Annotated in this window: 17 protein-coding genes; 10 read left to right on the top strand and 7 right to left on the bottom strand. The window is 74.0% G+C overall.

Translation table 11 applies throughout. The features are described 5' to 3' along the window. Positions 1–82 precede the first annotated feature (82 nt). The gene (locus tag AC1UE4_RS17440; RefSeq protein WP_482918580.1) at positions 83–1,138 is read left to right on the top strand and encodes an HD domain-containing phosphohydrolase; all 1,056 of its coding nucleotides are present in this window, start codon (positions 83–85) and stop codon (positions 1,136–1,138) included. Positions 1,139–1,151: 13 nt separating this feature from the next. On the opposite strand, the gene AC1UE4_RS17435 is transcribed toward AC1UE4_RS17440, so the two are convergent. From AC1UE4_RS17435 to AC1UE4_RS17420, 4 genes are all read right to left on the bottom strand, one after another. After that, positions 1,152–2,096, bottom strand: a complete 945-nt coding sequence (locus AC1UE4_RS17435) for an SGNH hydrolase domain-containing protein (protein ID WP_482918579.1) — start codon at positions 2,094–2,096, stop codon at positions 1,152–1,154. A gap of 190 nt (positions 2,097–2,286) precedes the next feature. Further along, positions 2,287–3,630, bottom strand: coding sequence for a DUF7305 domain-containing protein (locus AC1UE4_RS17430; protein WP_482918578.1), 1,344 nt, complete (start codon positions 3,628–3,630; stop codon positions 2,287–2,289). 1 nt (position 3,631) lies between these two features. Continuing rightward, a complete protein-coding gene (locus AC1UE4_RS17425; protein WP_482918577.1) occupies positions 3,632–4,915 on the bottom strand; it encodes a type IV pilus modification PilV family protein in 1,284 nt (427 codons plus the stop codon). Next, positions 4,912–5,640, bottom strand: a complete 729-nt coding sequence (locus tag AC1UE4_RS17420; protein WP_482918576.1) for a PilW family protein — start codon at positions 5,638–5,640, stop codon at positions 4,912–4,914. Before AC1UE4_RS17420 ends, AC1UE4_RS17425 begins: the two co-directional genes overlap by 4 nt. A 67-nt stretch (positions 5,641–5,707) precedes the next feature. Here AC1UE4_RS17420 and AC1UE4_RS17415 point away from each other — a divergent pair, with 67 nt between their 5' ends. The 5 genes from AC1UE4_RS17415 (at position 5,708) to AC1UE4_RS17395 (ending at position 11,242) form a co-directional block, all read left to right on the top strand. Next, positions 5,708–7,339 carry an acyl-CoA dehydrogenase family protein gene (locus AC1UE4_RS17415; protein WP_482918575.1) on the top strand — a complete coding sequence of 544 codons (1,632 nt, stop codon included), beginning with the start codon at positions 5,708–5,710 and terminating at the stop codon, positions 7,337–7,339. 24 nt (positions 7,340–7,363) lie between these two features. Next, complete coding sequence (locus tag AC1UE4_RS17410) at positions 7,364–8,176, top strand: alpha/beta fold hydrolase (RefSeq protein WP_482918574.1); 813 nt, start codon at positions 7,364–7,366, stop codon at positions 8,174–8,176. Positions 8,177–8,284: 108 nt separating this feature from the next. Then, positions 8,285–9,559, top strand: coding sequence for an NHL repeat-containing protein (locus AC1UE4_RS17405; protein WP_482918573.1), 1,275 nt, complete (start codon positions 8,285–8,287; stop codon positions 9,557–9,559). A gap of 16 nt (positions 9,560–9,575) precedes the next feature. Continuing rightward, positions 9,576–10,520: a class I SAM-dependent methyltransferase gene (locus AC1UE4_RS17400; protein WP_482918572.1), complete on the top strand. Its 945-nt coding sequence runs from the start codon at positions 9,576–9,578 to the stop codon at positions 10,518–10,520. After that, positions 10,517–11,242 carry an acyltransferase gene (locus AC1UE4_RS17395; RefSeq protein WP_482918571.1) on the top strand — a complete coding sequence of 242 codons (726 nt, stop codon included), beginning with the start codon at positions 10,517–10,519 and terminating at the stop codon, positions 11,240–11,242. Before AC1UE4_RS17400 ends, AC1UE4_RS17395 begins: the two co-directional genes overlap by 4 nt. Here the strand turns inward: AC1UE4_RS17395 and AC1UE4_RS17390 are convergent, their stop codons facing one another. Next, entirely contained in the window at positions 11,243–12,340 is a 1,098-nt protein-coding gene (locus AC1UE4_RS17390) for a glycosyltransferase family 4 protein (RefSeq protein ID WP_482918570.1), read from the bottom strand. Beyond that, positions 12,337–13,323, bottom strand: coding sequence for a glycosyltransferase family 2 protein (locus AC1UE4_RS17385; RefSeq protein WP_482918569.1), 987 nt, complete (start codon positions 13,321–13,323; stop codon positions 12,337–12,339). Before AC1UE4_RS17385 ends, AC1UE4_RS17390 begins: the two co-directional genes overlap by 4 nt. Positions 13,324–13,367: 44 nt before the next feature. On the opposite strand from AC1UE4_RS17385, the gene AC1UE4_RS17380 reads away from it, so the two are divergent. The 4 genes from AC1UE4_RS17380 to AC1UE4_RS17365 are packed head-to-tail and all read left to right on the top strand — an operon-like array spanning position 13,368 to position 17,407. After that, entirely contained in the window at positions 13,368–14,333 is a 966-nt protein-coding gene (locus AC1UE4_RS17380; RefSeq protein ID WP_482918568.1) for a glycosyltransferase family 2 protein, read from the top strand. A gap of 10 nt (positions 14,334–14,343) precedes the next feature. Continuing rightward, complete coding sequence (locus AC1UE4_RS17375) at positions 14,344–15,831, top strand: oligosaccharide flippase family protein (protein WP_482918567.1); 1,488 nt, start codon at positions 14,344–14,346, stop codon at positions 15,829–15,831. Next, positions 15,828–16,913, top strand: coding sequence for a glycosyltransferase family 4 protein (locus AC1UE4_RS17370; protein ID WP_482918566.1), 1,086 nt, complete (start codon positions 15,828–15,830; stop codon positions 16,911–16,913). The genes AC1UE4_RS17375 and AC1UE4_RS17370 overlap by 4 nt, the downstream gene beginning before the upstream one ends. Continuing rightward, positions 16,910–17,407 (top strand): acyltransferase, encoded by a 498-nt coding sequence (locus AC1UE4_RS17365; protein WP_482918565.1) that lies wholly within the window; start codon positions 16,910–16,912, stop codon positions 17,405–17,407. Before AC1UE4_RS17370 ends, AC1UE4_RS17365 begins: the two co-directional genes overlap by 4 nt. 82 nt (positions 17,408–17,489) lie before the next feature. Here AC1UE4_RS17365 and AC1UE4_RS17360 read toward each other — a convergent pair whose 3' ends face one another. Continuing rightward, complete coding sequence (locus tag AC1UE4_RS17360) at positions 17,490–19,472, bottom strand: glycosyltransferase (protein WP_482918564.1); 1,983 nt, start codon at positions 19,470–19,472, stop codon at positions 17,490–17,492. Positions 19,473–19,491 lie beyond the last annotated feature (19 nt).

The following is a 19,491-nucleotide window of genomic DNA, read 5'->3' as shown; positions in this document are numbered from 1 at the left end:
GGTATTGGCCCCGGCGTCCATGACGCGTTGCAGCGGCTCAACCCGGAGGGGGGTGCGGTCGACGAACCGGGAGAACATGCTCATGCCCGACCCCACCGGGAGCGCTCAGCGCATCGTCGTCGTCGAGGACCCCGAGAGCGCGGCCCTGCTGCAGCGCATGCTCCAGGCCGCCGGCTACGAGGACGTCCGGACCCCGCGCACCCCCGCGGAGGTCGAGCACATGCTCGAGCTCATCGACGCCGATCTCGTCGTCCTCGACCTCCAGGTCGACGGCGAGGACGGGTTCGCGTTGCTGGAGCGGGTCGTGGCCACCGGCGTCGCCGTCCTCGTGCTGACCGCCGACGACACGCCCACGACGCGCCGCCGTGCGCTCGGGCTGGGCGCCCGCGACTTCGTCACCAAGCCGCTCGACCAGGTCGAGGTGCTCCTGCGCGTCGGCAACCTCCTGCAGACGCGCCGCCTGCAGCGCGCGCTCGAGGACCGCAACCACGACCTGCAGCGCTGGGTGCGCGCCCGTACCGCGGACCTCGAGGAGGCTCGCCGCGAGACGCTCGAGCGCCTCGCGCTGGCCGCCGAGTACCGCGACGACGACACGAACCAGCACACCAAGCGCGTCGGCCGCACGGCGGCGCTGCTGGCCAAGCAGCTGGGGCTGTCGGCCGAGACGATCGAGCACCTGCGCTTCGCGGCCCCGCTGCACGACGTCGGCAAGATCGGCATCCCGGACGCCGTCTGGCTCAAGCCGGGCGCCTTGAGCGACCACGAGCGCAAGATGCTCGAGCAGCACACCGAGATCGGCGCCCGGATCCTCTCCGGCAGCCGCTCCCCCATCCTCCGCCTCGCCGAGCAGATCGCCCACACCCACCACGAGCGGTGGGACGGGACGGGCTACCCGCGCGGCCTCGCCGGCGACGCGATCCCGCTCGCCGGGCGCATCACCGCCGTCGCCGACGTCTTCGACGTCCTCGCCCACCCGCGGCCCCACAAGAAGGCATGGCCGCTCGAGCAGGCCGTCGAGGAGATCCTCGCCCAGGCCGGCCGGCAGTTCGATCCCGAGGTGGTCGGCGCGTTCCGCCGCCTCGACGCCCGCGCGCTGCTCATCCCGGTCGAAGAGCAGCCGCTGCGCCGCGCGGCGTAAGTCTGGTTTCGCCCTACGGTCCTCGCGAGCTCGGACCTGCGGTCGACGTTAGCTTTCGGTTCAAGGCTGGCCCCATCGTCGTCGCGAACATCGCGGTGAGGTGGCCGAGGTCCTTGTGGACGAGCGCGCCGCCGATCACCGGGTAGCAGCGCTTGCGGTCGCACATGAGGTCGGTTAGGTCGACGACCTTCGCGCGCGGCTGGCCCTTGGCCGCCGCCGCCTGAGCGTCGGGTCGCAGCGACAGGCGCCGCGGGATCGCGCACGCCCGGCCGGCGTCGCGGTGCGCCGCGATCGCGCGGTCGATGCAGTCCGACGTCGACGCGCTGCTCCAGGGCGCGTCGCGGATCACGACGACCTGCTTGATCGACGGCGGCAGCGCGCGCCAGGCGGCGCGGAAGCCGGCGATCTGCGCGTCGCGCTCGGACTCGCCCTCGGCGGGGACGACGCGGCTCCCGTGGTCGGACACGAAGACGCGGGTGATCTCGGGGTGCTCGCCCAGCCAGCGGACGATCCCGTCCATGACGCGCTTGCAGCCGGCCTGACGCTCCGGCGTCGCGACGATCGGCGCGAACGTCAGCGGGCAGCCCGAGCTCGTCAGCGACACGCCTCGCCAGCGGCGGCGCTGCGCGACGACGTCGACCGCCCCGCGCCAGTGGGCGGCATGGCTGTCGCCGATGAGCGCCACCGACGTGCGCGCGCGGTCGGCGGAGACGCCGAAGAGGCACGGGAACGGCGGCTCCACCGGTTGGACGGTCTCGCACGGCGCGTTGCCGAGCCCCCGCGCGACGGCGGGCGTCGGCTGCACCATGAGCCGCAGGCGGGGGTTGTGGCAGCGCTGCTGCGGGTCGCGCGAGGCGGCCCCGTAGCAACGCGGGGTGCGCTCGGCCGTCGCGGCGACGCTCACCCAAGCGGCGAGCAGCAGCGCGGCGAGCGCGAGGATCCGGGCGGCGGTGCGCACGGCACCTGACCGTAATGGGCGCGGCGGTCGTGGCGTGAGGGAGAAGTCCGGCCGCAGCTGGCGGATGCCGAATCGAGTCTGACGGCGACCGGCATCCACTGTCGTACTGGTTGTCCGGCTGTGGATGCCGGGTGCCGTCAGGCGCGATAGCGGCGCCGTCAGATGCCGGCGAACTTCTCCCTCACGGCACCTAGCCGAGCGGGCAGCCGTCGTACGGCTGCGCCAGCGAGCCAGTCGTGACGCACTGGCGCCAGCTGACGACCTGCGAGACGCCGGCGTCGGGGATCGTCCACGTGGTCAGCACCGAGTTCCACTCGATCGTCATGTCCTTGTGGACCTCGACCGTGGCGCCGCTGACGCCGCCCTTGAGCCTGCCCTTGCCGTTGAACTTCACCTTCGACATCGGTGCCCAGACGAGCCCCGAGAAGCCGACGGCGTTGCCGACCTTCATCTTCGTCTTCTTGCTCCAGGCGAAGATCTGCAGCGTGCGCGGGTCGGCCGAGGCGTTCACGAACGACGAGTTCGTCTTGCTGTCGAGCATCCCCGACGTCGTGCAGCGCGAGCCGGCGCGGTCGCGGCTGTCGATGAAGAGCCGCACGGCGTCCTGCGGGACCGTCGCGCCGGCGACGGGCGGCACGACCGTCACGCGTGCGTTCTTCCCGATCGACATCTTGCAGAAGTTGTAGACGCCCGGCGGCATCGTGAAGTTCACGCCGTCGCCGATGACGAGCTCGCGGGTCGTGGCGTTGTACGTGACCTTCGGATTGGACGCCCACGGCGCGTACACCGAGAGGTTGTCGTTCCACGTCGCGCTGTCGCGCTTCGTGCCCGTGGTCGGGTCGTAGACCGAGAAGTCCGGCAGCGTCGGCACGAGCGGCGACGTGAGCGTGGTCGGCGTGCCGGTCCAGCCCTTGATCTTGCCCTTCGGGCCGCGCGTCACGGTGCCGTTGAGGTAAGCGTTGCGCTCGACGGTGAGCTTGTTGTTGAACGAGAGGGCGGCGTTGACCGTCGCGCCCTTCCTCACCTTCACGTCCTTGAAGCCGATCAGGCTCGTGTTGAAGTTGAACGGCGTGGCGGTCGTCGAGATCGCAACGCGCGCGGCGACGCGCCGGACCACCCCGTTGGCCGTGCCGGTGGAGACGACGCAGCGGTCGCCGGTGGAGCCGGCCGGCAGGGTGACGCCGCCGCACTGCGAGACCGGCGACACCGACGACGACACCTGGTAGGTGAAGCTCGTGTTCTGCCCCATGGCCTCGGCGGGGGTCGCGGCGCACCACCCGGCCGACGGCGAGGCGACGACGGTCGTGACGCACTGGGCCGCGGTCGGCCGGTAGGCGTTGATGCGCGTCAGCGCCCGGTCGATGCCGGCATCCGCGGCCTGGAACGCGCGCTGCGAGTCCGTCGTCTTGCGGATGCTGCCCGTGAGGTTCGTGGTGACCGAGAAGACGGTCCCGATGAGGAGCATCATGAGCGTGAGGACGAACACCGCGATGATCACGGTGTTGCCACGTTCGGAGCCGAGCTGGTCGCGCATGTCAGAAGGCCGGGGTGGAGGAGACCTGGACGGTGCTGGCGAGGTTCGGGTGGTCGTAGAAGACCGCCTCGGCACCCGCGGTGTTGTTGTCGACGGTGACCTCGACGCCGAGCGCATGACCGGCGACGAGCGTGCGGGTCACGCCGGTGCCGAGGTAGCGGAAGATCCCGGTGTCGATCTGATCCGGCGCCGCGCTCGGCCACGGGTTCTGGGAGTAGATGTACGTGCTCAGCTGGGTCTTGCTGCCGATCTTGCCGGTCCCGTCGATGACCCAGTCGTAGAACGTGAAGCAGAGCGTGCCGCTCGTGCTGAGGGCGCCCGCCATCTGCGTGAACATCGTCGCCACGGCGTCGCCGTGCAGCACCGTGTTCTGCAGCACCGGCCGCGTCGACCAGCGCGCGCTCTTCAGCTTGTTGCCGGCGCTGTTGCCGTTGCCGCCGTTGCAGCTGGCCGAGTGGGTGATGAGCGCGCCGCCGGGGTACGTGAGGCCGAGGCCGTTGAGCGTCTCGGCGTCGGTTCCGTAGCGGTAGCGGGTGGGCTCGAACGGCGCGGTCAGCGCGTTCTCGTACGGGTTCGGCGGCGGATCGGTCCCCATGAGATCCGGGTAGTCGTCGCGCGTGTGCAGCACGTGATCGCCCGTCTGGGTCTGGCGCGTCGCGGATGCCGCAGGGGTGTCGTACAGGTAGAAGGTCGTCCAGCACGGGCAGGCGGCCGGCTTCGCTGTCGGCGTCGAGGTCTCGTCCGCCGCGCCGAACTGCGGGTCGGCGACGAGCGTCGACATCACGACTGACTGCATCGCGCCACGCACGGTGAACGTGACGCCGATGCTGACGCGCTTCGGGCAGATCTGACCGCAGCCGGCGGTGCCCGCGGGCTCCTGGGTGATGAAGCGGTAGACGGTGCCGGAGGCGTCGCCCGAGGACCATGGGACCGACGGCGGGATCGCTCCCTCCGCCGAGCCGTCGATGACCATCGGCGCGAGCGCCGCGTCCGTCGACGGGCGGTAGGACGTGCCGCTGATGCCCTGACGCGGGTCCTTCGGGCCGGCCGGAGCGCCCGGCGACGCGGTCAGGACCAGGCGGCGGTAGCCGATGCCGCGCAGGATCTCGATCTGCTTCTCCGCCTCGTGCGTGGCCGCCTCGCGGGCGATCATCGACGTCGAGGTGGAGCGGAAGGCGTCGAGCGAGGCGAGGATCCCGAGCGCGCCCGTCATGAGGATGAGGGCGGCGACCATCACCTCGATGATCGTGAAGCCGCCGTCGCGAGCCGGGACGTGCGCGTTCACGAGTCCGCCTCCTGGTTGCGGCCGATGTTCCGGAGGTAGACGCCGTCGTTGAAGGTGATGCGGTGGCTGTAGCGGCCGTTCGCGGTCGAGCCGCGGGCCGGAACCGCGATGCTCACGTCGACCGACGCGGGCCAGCGCGGAGCGGGCGGCTCGTCGTCGGCCTCGGGGAGGTCGTCGGGATCGACTGGCGGCGCCGGGAGCTGCGCGCAGGCGACGACCGCACCATCCTCGCTGCGGCAGGTGAAGACGGGCGACGCGGTCGCCGTGTCGCACGTCGTCGCCGACGTGCCGGGGCAGATCCGGTCCACCATCACGACGCCCTGCGAGATGTCGGGCAGCGCCGGCGGATCGGCGTTCGGCGCGGCGTCGGCGGAGCGGCGGACGCAACGGCGGTACGTGTCGTCGTACGGGTTGGTGGGGCTGTTCGTCGAGGCGACGTCGCAGTCGAACCGCACGCGCGAGAGCTGGCCGCGCACCGCCACGATGACGTCGATGAAGTTCGGGCCCATGTCGACGACGTCCTCGGTCGCGCGCAGCTCGCGCACCATGCGCGCGGCACCCGGCAGCGGGTTCTGCGCCGACGTCGCCCGCGTGTCGTCGCGGTTGATGACCCCGCGCGCGGAGTCGAGGACGTTCAGCGTCGCGGTGAGGACGATGACGCCCAGCACCATGCTGACGAGCAGCTCGACGAGCGTGAAGCCTTGTTCGTTGCGCCACGAGCCCACGCCGTCTGGGTCGGCACGAAGACGCTCCGGTTGCAGGTCAACTCGACGAACGTGCGATTCTGCCCCGATGGCCGTCGACGCCTTCTCGGGCCCCTTCATCTCGCACGAGGTCACCAACCAGGCCGTCCCCCTGGAGGACCTCGACCTCTTCTCGTCCAACGTCCCGCTGGTCGAGGCGGTCGACCGCGAGGGCGCCGGCTGGGCGCGCGAGCGGTGCGCCGAGGTGGGCCGGGCGTGGGGCGGCGCGCCGCTGAGCACGTGGGGCTACCAGGCGAACGAGAACCCGCCGAAGCTGAGGACGATCGACCGGTTCGGCCACCGCATCGACGAGGTCGAGTTCCACCCGGCCTACCACCAGCTCATGGCGCTCGCCTCCGAGCACGAGCTGCACAGCCTCCCGTGGAACGCCGGCCGCGACGGCGCGCACGTCGCGCGCGCCGCGATGTACATGTGCTCGGGCCAGGCCGAGGCGGGCCACGGCTGCCCGATCACGATGACCTTCGCGGCCGTCCCGGCGCTGCGCACGACGCCCGAGCTGGCCGACGAGTGGATCCCGCGGCTCACCGCCCCGCTCTACGAGCCCGAGCTGGGCGCCGGCAAGGCCTCGGCCAAGTGCGGCATGGCGATGACCGAGAAGCAGGGCGGCTCCGACGTGCGCGCGAACACGACGCGCGCGGAGCCCGCCGGCGACAGCTGGCTGCTCACCGGCCACAAGTGGTTCTGCAGCGCGCCGATGTGCGACGTGTTCCTCGTCCTCGCGCAGACCGCCGAGGGCGTCTCCTGCTTCCTCGTCCCGCGCGTGCTGCCCGACGGGACGCGCAACACGTTCCGCCTCCAGCGCCTGAAGGACAAGCTCGGCAACCGCTCGAACGCCTCGTCCGAGGTCGAGTTCGACCACACCCACGGCTGGCTGGTGGGCGAGCCCGGCCGCGGCGTGCCGACGATCATCGAGATGGTCGCCCACACGCGGCTGGACTGCGTCATCGGCAGCGCCGCCGGGATGCGCTGGGGCGTCGCGCAGGCGATCTGGCATGCGCAGCACCGAAGCGCGTTCGGCAAGCGCCTCGTCGAGCAGCCGCTCATGCAGAACGTCCTCGCGGACCTCGCGATCGAGTCCGAGGCCGCGACCGCCCTGGCGATGCGCCTCGCGCGCGCCTACGACGAGGAGGACACGGCGTTCAAGCGCCTCGCGACCGCGGTCGGCAAGTACTGGGTCTGCAAGCGGCTGCCGGGCCACGCGTTCGAGGCGATGGAGTGCCTCGGCGGCAACGGCTACGTCGAGGAGTCGGGGATGCCGCGCCTGTACCGCGAGGCGCCGGTGAACTCGATCTGGGAGGGCTCGGGCAACGTCAACGCGCTCGACGTCCTCCGCGCGCTCGCCAAGTCGCCGCAGGCCCTCGACGCGTACTTCTCAGAGGTCGACCTGGCCTCCGGCGCCGACGCTCGGCTCGACGCCTTCGTCGCCGGCCTGCGGGCGGAGTTCGGCGACCTCGACGGGGTCGAGCGCCGCGCGCGCCGGATCGTCGAGAAGCTCGCGCTGGCGCTCCAGGGCTCCCTGCTCGTCCGCAATGCGCCGTCGGAGGTCGCGGACGCGTTCTGCGCCGCGCGACTGGCGGGCGACGGCGGCCTCGCCTACGGCACGCTGCCGGGGGGCGCCGCGCTCGACGCGATCGTCGATCGCCACGCACCGCATATCTGACCGATTTGTCTGACACGGGCGGTGGTGGCACCATCCACGCCCGAGATGGACTTGGCGTACCGCGAGGCCGGAGACCGCGCGGCGCCGACGGCGCTGCTGCTGCACGGCTATCCCAACTCGTCGTACCTGTGGCGGGACGTCATGCCCGCCGTGGCCGACGCCGGGTGGCATGCGGTCGCGCCGGACTTCCCCGGCTACGGCGACTCGGAGCCGTTCGAGGACCGCGACGGGACGTGGACCGACCACATCGAGGCGCTCGACGACTTCGTCGCGCAGCACGACCTGGCGCCGGTCGCGCTGGTGGTGCACGACTGGGGTGGGCTGATCGGGCTGCGGTGGGCGTGCGAGCGCGAGTACGCGGTCCGGGCGCTCGTGATCATGGGCACCGGGTTCTTCCCGGACGGCCGCTGGCACGGGCTCGCGCAGGGGCTGCGCACGCCGGACCAGGGCGAGCAGCTGCTGGCGGGCATCACGCGGCGCTCGTTCGGCGACATCCTCCGGCAGGCCTCCCCGGGCACGACCGACGAGGCGCTCGACGAGTACTGGAAGGGCTACGCCGACGAGCGGCGCCGGGCGGCGCATCTCGCGCTCTACCGCTCGGGCGAGTTCAGCCAGCTCGCCCGGTACCGCGGGCGGCTCGCCGCGCTGGACGTCCCGACGCTCGTGCTCTGGGGCGGGGAGGATGCGTTCGCGCCGGTCGCGTCCGCGCACCGGTTCAAGCGCGAGATCCCGCACGCCGAGCTCGTCGTGCTCGAGGACGCCGGGCACTTCCTCCACGAGGACGCGCCCGACCGGGTGGCGGCGGAGATCGCCCGCTTCCTGCGCGGCATCCGTTAGCCGCGCGACCCGGCGCGAACGGTCAGCGCAAGTTCCCGGACCGACCGTCGTTCATCGCATCACGGCAGGTGCGCGGGAACGGAGGCTGGTGTGCGTGGACGTGGGGTCATGAAAGGCCGGGTCGCGGCGGTGGGGATCGCCCTGACGGTGCTCGGCACGGGAGCGGGCGGCGCTCATGCCGCGGCGACGGCGGCCTCCGGCGCGGCGGTGACCCCGTTCGCCACGGGGTTCCCGTTCGACGCCGAGCGCGGGCTCGGGCCGATCGGGCTGGCGATGGGACCCGAAGGCTCGGTCTTCGTCTCCGCGCGTGACCGGCTCTACCGCTTCTCGGCGGCCGGCGGCGACGCGAGCGCCGGGCGGCTGCCGGTCGCCTCGGGCGGCGACCTGCTCACCGGCATCACGTTCGATCGCGCGGGCCGCATCTACGGCGCGCGGTACACGCGTCCGGGCGCCGGCGACGTCGTCGAGCTCGACCCGCAGAGCGGCGGCCCGGTGCGGTCCGTGGCCACTGGGATCCGGTGTCCCACGGCGCTGGCGACCGACCCGATCAGCGGCGACCTCTTCGTCTCGACCGTCGGCTGCGGCCGGTCGATCCTGCGCATCCACGACGGCGTTGCGAGCACGTACGTCGGCGACCTCTCGGTGGACGGCATCACCTTCGCGCCCGACGGGACGCTCTACATCGCGCACGAGCCGGACGCGAGCGGCGCGACGATCAGCTCCGTCGCCGGCACGAACGCGTCGCAGCCCGGCGCGCGTACGCCGATCGCGTCAGTGCCGCACGCCGACGGCGTGGCGCTCGGCCGGCGCGCTGCGGGCGAGAGCGCTCCCCCGTTCCTCGTCGTCAACCGCACCGACGGCTTCGTGACGCGCGTCGACCTGCCGTCGGGCACGACTCGCGACCTCATGACCGGCGGCTCGCGCGGCGACCTCGTCGCCGTCGGCGACGACGGCTGCCTCTACGCGACGCAGACCGAGTCGGTGCTCAAGCTGACGAACGCCGGCGGCGGGTGCACGGGCGACGCGGGCGCGCCGCCGCAGCAGGCCGCGCTGAGCAGCGGGCTGGTGGCGACCGGCGTGCCGGTCACGCGGCTCGCGACGCCGCGGTGCCCGCGCACGCGGAAGATCCCGGTGTCCGTGCGGTTCCGGGGCAAGCGGCTGAAGAAGGCGGTCATCCGCGTCAACGGCAAGCGGGTCAAGACGGTGCGCGGCCGCGCGCTGCGCAGGACCGCGCGCATCGCGAGGCTGCCCGCGAAGGCGTTCACCGTCACGGTCACGGGGACGACGCGGTCGAACCGCAAGGTCGTGCGCCGCATCCGGTACTCGGGCTGCGGGCGCGCGAAGCTGGCAGTGCCGAAGCGGGCCAAGGCCAAGCGGCGGTAGGTAACGTGCCGCCCCCGTGAGGGGGAAGGGGATCCCGCGCAGGGCGCGGGCAAGAGCGCGGCTGGCCCGCGAACGTGCGGCCTGGCGGCTCTACCACCGGCTGCGCGCGGTCGCGCGCCGCGGCGGCTACCACCTCGTTCGCGCGAACTACTACAGCCCGATCCCCGACACGGACGCCCTGCCGCCGTCGACGTGGACGGACGCCTCGCCGATGCCGGGGCTGCCGCTCGACCTCGACGCGCAGCTGGCGTGGCTCGAGGGCGACCTCGCGCCGCCTCTCGCGGAGTTCCGCCCGCCGCGCCACGGGCCCGGTGACGACGAGGGCTACTACTTCGACAACCCGATGTACGGACCGGTCGACGCGGCGATCCTGCACGCGATGGTCCGCGCGCACCGGCCGCGGCGCGTGCTGGAGATCGGGGCGGGGTTCTCGTCGCTCGTCATCGCGGGGGCGCTGCGGCGCAACGCGGCCGAGGGGTCGCCGGGTGAGCACCGCATCGTCGACCCGTACCCGTCGCCCGTCTTGGAGCGCCTCGGCGCGCGCGCCGACGTGCGGGCGTGGACGGCGGACGCGGTGCCGCTCGAGGAGTTCACCGCGCTGCGCGGCGGCGACGTGCTGTTCATCGACACGACGCACACCGTCCGCCCCGCCAACGACGTCCTCTACCTGCTGCTGGAGGCCGTGCCCTCCCTGGCGCCGGGCGTCGTCGTCCACGTGCACGACGTGTTCCGGCCGTACGAGTACCCGCGGGTGCTGATGGACGCGTTCGGGGCGTACTGGCAGGAGCACCACCTGCTCCAGGCGCTGCTTGCGTTCAACGATCGCTTCGAGGTGCTCGTCGCGAACCACGCCCTGGAGCGTGAGCGGACCGCGGCGCTCGCCCGGCTCGTCCCGGCGATGTCCGAGATCGCGCACGTGGCGAGCGGGTTCTGGTTCCGCCGCACCGAGGTGCCGGCGTGAGCCGCACCGGGCGCGCGCGGTTCGCCGCGTGGACGCGCTGGCTGGGCGTGCAGCTGGGCCGCCAGGGCGCCTCGCTCGCGGTCGACGCGCCGCATGGTGCGGTCCTCTCCGGGTGGCCCGCGGTGACCTTCGATCCGTGGGGACGCCACGGCGACGCGCGGCTGGAGCTGCGGGTCGGGCGCGACGTGACGATCGGCCGCGGCGTGACGCTCGAGCTGTTCCCGCGCGGCAGCAACCGGTTGACGCTCGGCGATGGCGCGAAGCTCGGCGACTTCGCACGGCTGCAGCTGCGCGGCGGGTCGATCGATGTCGGCCGCGAGGCGTTCGTCCGCGCGCACGCTGTGCTCAAGGCGGACGGAGCGATCGTCGTCGGCGAGCGCGTCCAGGTCAGCTACTTCTGCGTCCTGCACTGCGCCGAGCGGATCGAGGTGGGCGACGGCGCCGGCCTCGCCGAGCGCGTGACCGTGCTCGACAGCGACCACTCCTTCGAGGCCCACGACGGCCCGTTCTGGGATGCCCCCTTGATGGTCGAGCCGGTGACGATCGGCGAGAGCGTCTTCGTCGCCGCCGGCGCGGTCATCACCCGCGGAACGGTCCTCGGCGCGAACTCGGTCGTCGCCGCCGGCGCCGTCCTGACGGGCTCGCGCGAGTACCCGCCCAGCTCGCTCGTCGCGGGGGTGCCGGCGAAGCTCGTCCGGGACCTCCGCGCCGAGAGCCGCTGATCAGCGCGCGAGGACCTCGCGGTAAAGCGCTTCGTGCGCGGCGCCCGCGGCGGTCGTCGAGAACTGGCGGGCGTGGGCGCGGCATGCCTCCGCGGTGCCGGGTGCCTCGGCGAGCTCGAGCCCCTCGAGGAGCGCGGTCGCGACCGCGGCGGGGTCGTCGCCGGAGAACAGGCGTCCGACGCCGTCGCCGTCGAGCACCTCCGGGATGCCCGCGTCGTCACGCCCGACGCCGGGCGTGCCGCACGCGAGCGCCTCGGCGAGCACGAGCCCGAACGCCTCGTCGTAGGCCGGCAGCGCCGACACCCACGCGGCCGAGTAGCGGCGGGCCATCTCGCGGGCGTCGTCGGCCGGCGGGAGCAGCTCGATCCCCTCCATCTTGGCGAACTGCCGCGCGCGCGCCGGATCAGCGGGCCGGATGAGCTGCAGCCGCGTCCCCCGGCGCGAGCGCCGGACGATCGGCAGCGCCTCCGCCAGAAGCGCGACGCGCTTGCGGTCGTCGTCGGCGGCGGCCGCGCAGAGGATCACCGGCTCCGGCGAGCGCGGAGCGGCCGGGGCGAAGACCTCGGTGTCGACGCCCGGCCAGATCGGCTTGGCCGTGACGCCGAGCCAGCGCTCCATCGCACGCGCCGACGCGAGGCTCGGCACGACGACGGCGTCGGCCGCCAGCACCGACCGCTGCAGCGTCCCGAGCGCGAGCCGCCGCGCCGCCAGCACCTTCCGGTTCGGCAGCCCGTTGTACGACAGCACCGCCGGCCGCCCGTGCCGGCGCGCCCAGCGAACGGCGGCGACCCCGTCGGTCGCGTAGAACGCATGCGCGAGGTCGTCGTCGCCGAGCGCCAGCGCCGCATACGACAGCGGCACGTGCGCGAGGTGGTCCACGAACGCCTGGCGCCGCAGCCGCCCCTCCCCCGGCGGCCGCGGCAGCCGCAGCACCGGCGTCCCGTCCTCGACCCGCCGCGACGGCGCGCCGCGATGGCTCGTGACGATCCGCGGCTCGTGGCCTCGAGCGACGAGCTGCGCCGCGACCTCCCGAACCACCCGCTCCGTCCCCCTCCGCACCTCGGGGAAGTAGCGCGGGGTGAGCAGCGCGACCTTCACAACATCACCGTCCGGTGCCTCGCGCTGCCTTTCGCGAGCGCGGCGATCTCGGCGGCGTCGACGGCGGCTCGGCCGGGGCCGTGGCGGACGGCTCTCCGGATGCTCGGTTCGGCGTAGCGGAGCAGGACGAGGTACGGCACGGAAGCGGCGAGGCCGAACGCGCGGCGCGCGATGCCAGCCCTGCCTCCGACCGGCGGCGCCGCGGCGGTCATCCCGGCGGCCGCCAGGAGCAGCGCGGCGTGGGACGGGCGCCAGAAGACGCGGAGGAAGAGGTGGCGGCGCATCCACGGGTGCGCCTTCGGGACGTACGCGAGGTCGGCCCAGCGGCGGGCGGCGCGGACGCGGCCGCGCAGCGGCACCGCGGTGACGGCGTGGAAGACGACGGCACCGGGGGCGGCGGCGTGCTCGGCGCCGGCCTCCTGCGCGCGGCACGCGAGGTCGGTGTCCTCGCCCGCCGCGAGGTCGGGGTCCTCGAGGAAGCCGCCCAGCCGCTCCAGCAGCGCGCGCGGGTAGAGGACGTTCGCGGTCGGGCAGTGCGGCGTCGGCGGCTCGACCTCGAGGGTGCGCACGTTCGGCGTCGCGTCGAGGATCGCCGACTCGTACGGGTCCGGCAGCGTGCGGCCCTGGACGAAGGCGCCGGGATGCTCCTCCGCGACAACGAGCAGCGCCGCGAGCCAGCCCGGCGAGGGTCGGCAGTCGTCGTCGGTGAACGCGACGAGCGGCGCGCGCGCCTCCCGCCATGCGACGTTGCGCTGACGGCTCGCGGTGCCCGTGTTGCGCTCCAGCCGGACGTGCCGCAGCCGGCCGGCGCGGGTGAGCGGGTGCGTGGCGATCAGCCGCTCGGTGTCGTCGCCGGAGTCGTGCACGACGACGACCTCGAAGTCGTCCGCGCGCAGCGTCTGCTCCTCGAGCGCGTTCAGCAGCCACCGGAGGCGCAGCGGCCGGTCGTGCGAGGGCACGGCGACGGTGACCTTGGGCGCCACGGGCCGCGATCCTGCCACAGCCGCCGGTACGCTCGCCGCGCTCCATGGCCGACGTCGCCGTCGTCATCCCCGCGCGCAACGCCGCCGCGACGCTGCCCAAGACGCTGGCCGCGCTCGCGGCGCAGACCTACGCGGGCGAGGTCGAGCTCGTGGTCGTCGACGACCGCTCGACCGACGCGACGCCTCGCCTGGCCGAGGCTGCCGGCGCCCGCGTGCTCTCGACGATCGACGGCGGCGGGCCGGCCGAGGCGCGCAACGCGGGCGTCGCCGCCACGACCGCGCCGCTCATCGCGTTCACCGACGCGGACTGCGAGCCCGCACCGGACTGGCTGGAGCGCGGCGTCGCCCGGCTCGACGCAGCGGAGCTCGTGCAGGGGCGGATCACGCCGCCTCCCGGCGCGCCGATCGGCTTCTACGACCGGACCCTGCACGTCACCCGGCCGTCGCCGCTCTACGAGACGGCGAACCTGCTCGTCACGCGAGCGGCGTTCGAGCGCGCGGGCGGCTTCCCGCGCGTCGCGACCGCCGGCACGCCCGGCCGCGGGCTGCGCCTGCCGCCCGGCGTGAAGTCGTTCGCCGAAGACACGCTCTTCGGCTGGGCCGTCCGCCGCACCGGCGCGCGCGCCGCATGGGCGCCCGACGCGCTCGTGCACCACGCCGTGTTCCCGCGCCGCGCTCGCGGCTACATCGCCGAGCGCGAGCGGCTCGCGTTCTTCCCCCCGCTCGTCCACGACGTGCCGGAGCTGCGCGAGCACCTCGTCGGCCGCGTGTTCCTCAGCCCGCGCAGCGCGACGTTCGACCTCCTGGTGGCGGGCGTCATCGCCGCGGCGGTCACGCGCAAGCCGCTGCTCGCGGCCGCGGCGGCGGTGCCCTACGCGCGCGTCGCCGGCCCGCCGTGGCCGCCGAAGCCGTGGGCGCTCAAGCGCTTCGTCGCGTACGCCGCGGCGGACGCGGTCGGCCTCGCCGCGCTGCTGCGGGGAAGTGCCGTGAGCCGCACGCTCGTTCTGTAGCTTCGCCGAGGTGACCACGACGGTGGAGGCCACCGGACGGCCGCAGGGGGACACCGGCGGCATGCGCGTGCGCGCGGCCCGCGGGACGATCGTCTCCGCGGTCTGGCTGGTCGGGCTGAACGTCCTCTCCCTCGCGCGCGGGTTCGTCGTCGCCGGGTTCCTCGCCGCGTCGGAGTACGGCACGTGGGGCGTCGTCATGGCCGTCCTCGGCACCGTCCTGTGGCTCAAGGACATCGGGATCGGCGACAAGTTCATCCAGCAGCGCGAGGAGAACCAGGAGCACGCGTTCCACGTCTTCTTCACGCTCGAGCTGATCGTCGCGTCGGCGCTCACGCTGCTCATGCTCGTCGTCATGCCGCTGTACGCGCTGCTGCTCGGGCAGCGCGACGTGCTGCTTCCCGGGCTGCTGCTCGCGCTGACGCTGCCGGGCATGGCGCTGCAGGCGCCGATCTGGGTCTTCTACCGCGACATGGACTACGTGCGGCAGCGGACGCTGCAGTCGATCGACCCGGTCGTCGGCTTCGCCGTCACGGTCGCCCTCGCGGTGGGCGGTGCCGGCGTGTGGTCGCTGGTGATCGGCGCGCTGGCGGGATGCTGGGCGCAGGTCCTCGTGGTGCTGTGGGCGACGCCGTACAGCATCCGGCTGCGGCGCCCCGACGGGCACGTCCGCGACTACGTCCAGTTCTCGTGGCCGCTCGTCGTCGCGGGCGGGTCGGGGCTCGTCATCGCGCAGACGACGGTCATCGCCGGCGAGGCGACGGTGGGGCTCGCCGGCCTCGGTGCGATCGCCCTGGCGAACAACCTGACGCGCTACACCGGGCAGGTCGACAAGATCGTCACCGACACGCTGTACCCCGCGATCTGCCGCGTCGTCGACCGCCCCGCGCTGCTGCAGGAGTCGTTCGTCAAGTCGAACCGGCTCGCGCTGATGTGGGGCGTCCCGTTCGGGATCGGCGTCACGCTGTTCGCGCAGGACCTCGTCGACTTCGTGCTCGGCGACCGCTGGCAGCCGGCGGTCGTGCTGCTGCAGTCGCTCGGCATCGTCACCGCGATCACGCAGGTCGGCTTCAACTGGACGGCGTACTTCCGCGCCGTCGGGCGGACGGTGCCGTTCGCGAAGGCGGCGGGGATCACGCTGGCGGTGTTCCTCGCGACCGCGATCCCGTTGCTGATCCTGGACGGGCTGCGCGGTCTGGCGCTCGCCTCGTTCGCGCTGGCGCTCGCGCAGATGGCGTGCCGCGTGCACTACCTGCGGCTGCTGTTCCCGACGTTCAGCTGGACGCGCCAGGCGCTGCGCGCGGTCGCGCCGGTCGTCCCGGGCGTCCTGGCCGTGCTCGCGCTGCGGGCGGCGCTGCCGTCGGACGGCGCGACGGCTGGGTTGGCCCTCGCGGTCTACGTGCTCGTCGTCGCCGGCGCGACGGCGTGGTTCGAGCGCGGGCTGCTGGGCGAGGCGCTCGGCTACCTGCGCGGGCGCGCGCCGGAGGCCGCGGGCGCGTGAGCGGCAGCGTCGCGTTCCTGAACCCCACGTACTGGCCGGAGGTCGCGCGCGGGTCCGAGCGCTACATCGACGACCTCGGCCGCGGCCTGCGCGCGCGGGGCTGGTCGCCGCGGCTGATCACGAGCCATCCGGACCGGCGCGACTCGTCCGACGAGGCGGGGCTGCCGGTCTCGCGCGTGGCGCGCGGGCGCGGGGAGCAGCGGCTGCGGCGGCTCGGATTCGACGACTTCTGGACGCACCTGCCGTTCGCCGCGCGGCCGCTGCTGCGCGGCGACGACGTGCTCGCGCACGCCTTCTACCCCACCGACGGCGTGCTCGCGGGCCTCTGGGGCCGCCGGACCGGCCGGCCGTCGATCCTCTCGCTGACCGGGATCCCGAACCCGTACCTGCGCGTGCGGTTCGACGCCGTGCCGCGGGCGGCGCGGCTGTGCACGGCCGTCACGGCGCTGAGCCGCTGGGCGCGCGACGGGTTCTGGTGGCGGTACGGCATCGAGCCGCGCGTGCTGCACCCGGCCGTCGACCTGAGCGCGTTCGGGCCCGGCGACCGTGCGGCCGAGCCGACCGTCTTCTGCGCCGCGACCCCCGACGTTGCGCGCAAGCGGGTGCCGCTCCTGGTCGAGGCCTTCGGCCTCGTGCGGCGGGAGCGTCCGGACGCGCGGCTCGTGCTCATCCAGCCGTCGTCGCCGGAGCGGGCGGCGGAGCTCGCGGCCGCCGAGGGCGTCTCGCTGGTCTCGCCGGGAGCGGACCCGGCGGCGATGCGCGCGCTGTACGCGTCGGCGTGGGTGTCGGCGCTGCCGTCGATCGGCGAGGCGTTCGGGATCGTGCTCATCGAGTCGATGGCCTGCGGCACGCCGGTGGTCGGAACGGACGCCGGGGCGTTCCCGGAGATCGTCGACCGGCCGTCCGTGGGGCGGCTGTTCGACGGCGGCGCGGATGCGCTGGCGCGGGCGCTGCTGGAGGCGCTGGAGCTGTCGTCGGATCCGGGCACCCAGGCGGCCTGCCGCGCGCGTGCCGAGGACTTCTCCGTCGACCGCGCGGCCGACGGGATGGACGCCCTCTACCGGGAGCTGCTCGGGTCGTGAGCACGATCGACTCGCCGCGGTGGAACGTGCTGGTGAACCACCTGGCCGCCTCGCATGCGATCGGCGAGGAGCGCCGCGGCCGGCTGCTGCGCCGCGGCGGCCTGCGGGTGCATCCCGACGCGCGCGTGCAGTACGGCGTGTGGTTCTTCGGCGCCGGCGTGACGATCGGCGCGGGGACGTGGGTCAACCACCGCTGCTACTTCGACAGCCGCGACGCGATCGTCTTGGGCGAGCGCGTCGACCTCGGGATGGAGGTGATGCTCTGCACCTCGACCCACGAGCCGGGCGACCGCACGCGCCGCGCGGGCCGCTACCGCACGGCGCCGGTCGTGGTCGAGGACGGCTGCTGGATCGGCTCGCGCGCGATCGTCCTCCCCGGCGTGACCGTCGGCACCGGCTGCGTCGTCGCTGCGGGCGCGGTCGTCCGCGAGGACTGCGAGCCGCACGGCCTCTACGCCGGCGTCCCCGCGCGCCGCGTCCGCGACCTTCCCTAGCGGCCGCACGGTGGCCCACCGAAGGCGGGGTTGCCTTGACGACCGGTCTTGGACGGCGGCCCCGCGGATCTTCTCTGCCTCTCTAGTTCGCGCGCGTCACCGCGGCGGCGCGGATGAGGTTCGAGAGCTTGCGCGCCTCCTCGTCGACGTTCGCCCAGCGGAGCACGTGCTCCCGCCCCGCCCGGCCGGCCTCCGCGCGTTCCTCCGGCGACAGGGCGAGCACCTCCTCGATGGCGGCGGCCAGCGCCTCGTCGTCGTGCGGCGGCGCGAGGCGGCCCCACGGCGGGCGGACGATCTCGGGCAGGCCGACCTCGTTCGTGGCGACGATCGGCAGCTCCATCGCCATCGCCTCCTTGACGACGACGGGCATCGAGTCGCGGTCGCCGTTGGCCGCGACGACGCAGGGCATGCAGAGGAGGTCGGCGCGCTCGAGCAGCGCGCGTACGCCCTCCGGGGGCGTCGCGCCGAGCAGCGTGACCCGATCGCCGACGCCGAGCCGTTCGATCTCCGCCTCGAGCGCCGCGCGGCCGGGACCGTCGCCGGCGATCTCGGCCGTCACGTCGTCCAGTCGCGCGACGGCGCGGACCAGGTCGGTGAAGCCCTTCTTCTCGATGAGCCGCCCGACGGCGGCGACGTGCCGGCCGCCCGGCGGAGGGGTGCTGCGGCGGAAGCGGCCGGCGTCGACGCCCATGACGATCTTGAACACCCCGCCCGCGAGCGCCTCCCCCGCGACGGCGCGCAGGTCGCGGACGGTGTAGTCGCAGCCGCTCGTCACGAAGTGCGCGGCGCGGACCTTCGCCTCGAGGTTGCGGCGGTCCTGGTAGATCTCGTACGCGTGCGCCGTGATGCTGACCGGCGCGCCGATCACGCGCCCGATCCGGACGGCCTCGAGCGCGGCCTCGTAGGCGAAGTGGGCGTGCAGGTGGACGCCGTCCTGCTTGGCGAGCCGCCGTGCGCGGACGGCGAGGCGGCGCAGCGGCTGGACCGGCTCGTGCTCCGCCCAGCGCTTGCGTGCTCGCAGGTCGGCCCCGCAGGCTCGCGGGTGGCGCAGCGCCAGCCACGCCATCGCCGCCAGCCGTTCCGGTCTCGACTCGTCGCCCAGGTAGTGGACGGGCACCCCGGCCGGCGCCTCGCCCGGCGTCTTCGGCAGGCCGCGCGTCTCGACCGTCACGCGATGCCCCGCGCGAGCGAGCGCCGCGGCCTCGCTGCCGATGAACGACTCCGACAGCTCGGGGAAGCGGTCGGCGAAGATCGCGACGGGCGGCGGAGGCGGCGGCGTCCAGCGCCGGCCGCGCCACTCGCCGAGGATGCGGGCGGCGCGCTTCGGGCTGCGGCGGGCGCGCAGCAGGGACGGCCAGCCGCGCGGCTCGCTCCACCACGCCTCGAGCGCCTCCCGGACGGTCCACGACGGGACGCCGGCGTCCATCTGGCGGAGGCCGACCCACTCGCGGCGGTAGCGCTCGAGGTTCTCGCCGATCGTGTCGTCGGAGTGGTCGTGGTCGGTGATGACGGCCGGGTCGACGACGCAGACGTAGCCGCGGTCCATCCAGTGCAGCGCCCACTCCTTGTCCTCGCAGCCGGGCATGTCCCAGCGGAACGGGTACGAGCGCCAGAGGTCCGCGCGGAACGCCCCCGCGGCGTTCGAGTACCCCCACTCCGGCACGCGCCGCGCGGTCGCGGCGTCCTGCACGTACGGGCCGTCGAGCGGCACGCCGTCCGGATCGGCGAGCCCGTAGCAAGCGCACGCCACCCGGTCGGCCTCGAAGTGCGCGGCCAACCGGGAGAGCCACCGCTCGTCCGGCGGGTACGCGTGCGCCGAGAGCGCGACGAGGATGTCGCCGCGCGCCGCCGCGGCACCGCAGTTCAACGCACCGCCGAACGTGAACCGCGGGATCTCGATCACCCGCACGCCGCGCTCCCTCGCGATCTCGACGGTCCCGTCCGTCGACCCGCTGTCGACGACGAGCACCTCGACCTCGTCGTCGACCACCTGCGCGGCGAGGATGTCCAGAACCCGCCCGATCCCCCCGGACTCGTTCTTCGCCCGGACGATCACGGAGATCATCGAAGGCATCCCGCTCCGC

Source organism: Parviterribacter kavangonensis (assembly GCF_056863335.1).
The sequence above is the reverse complement of the archived record's forward strand: the minus strand, read 5'-3'. Positions and strand labels throughout refer to the sequence as shown.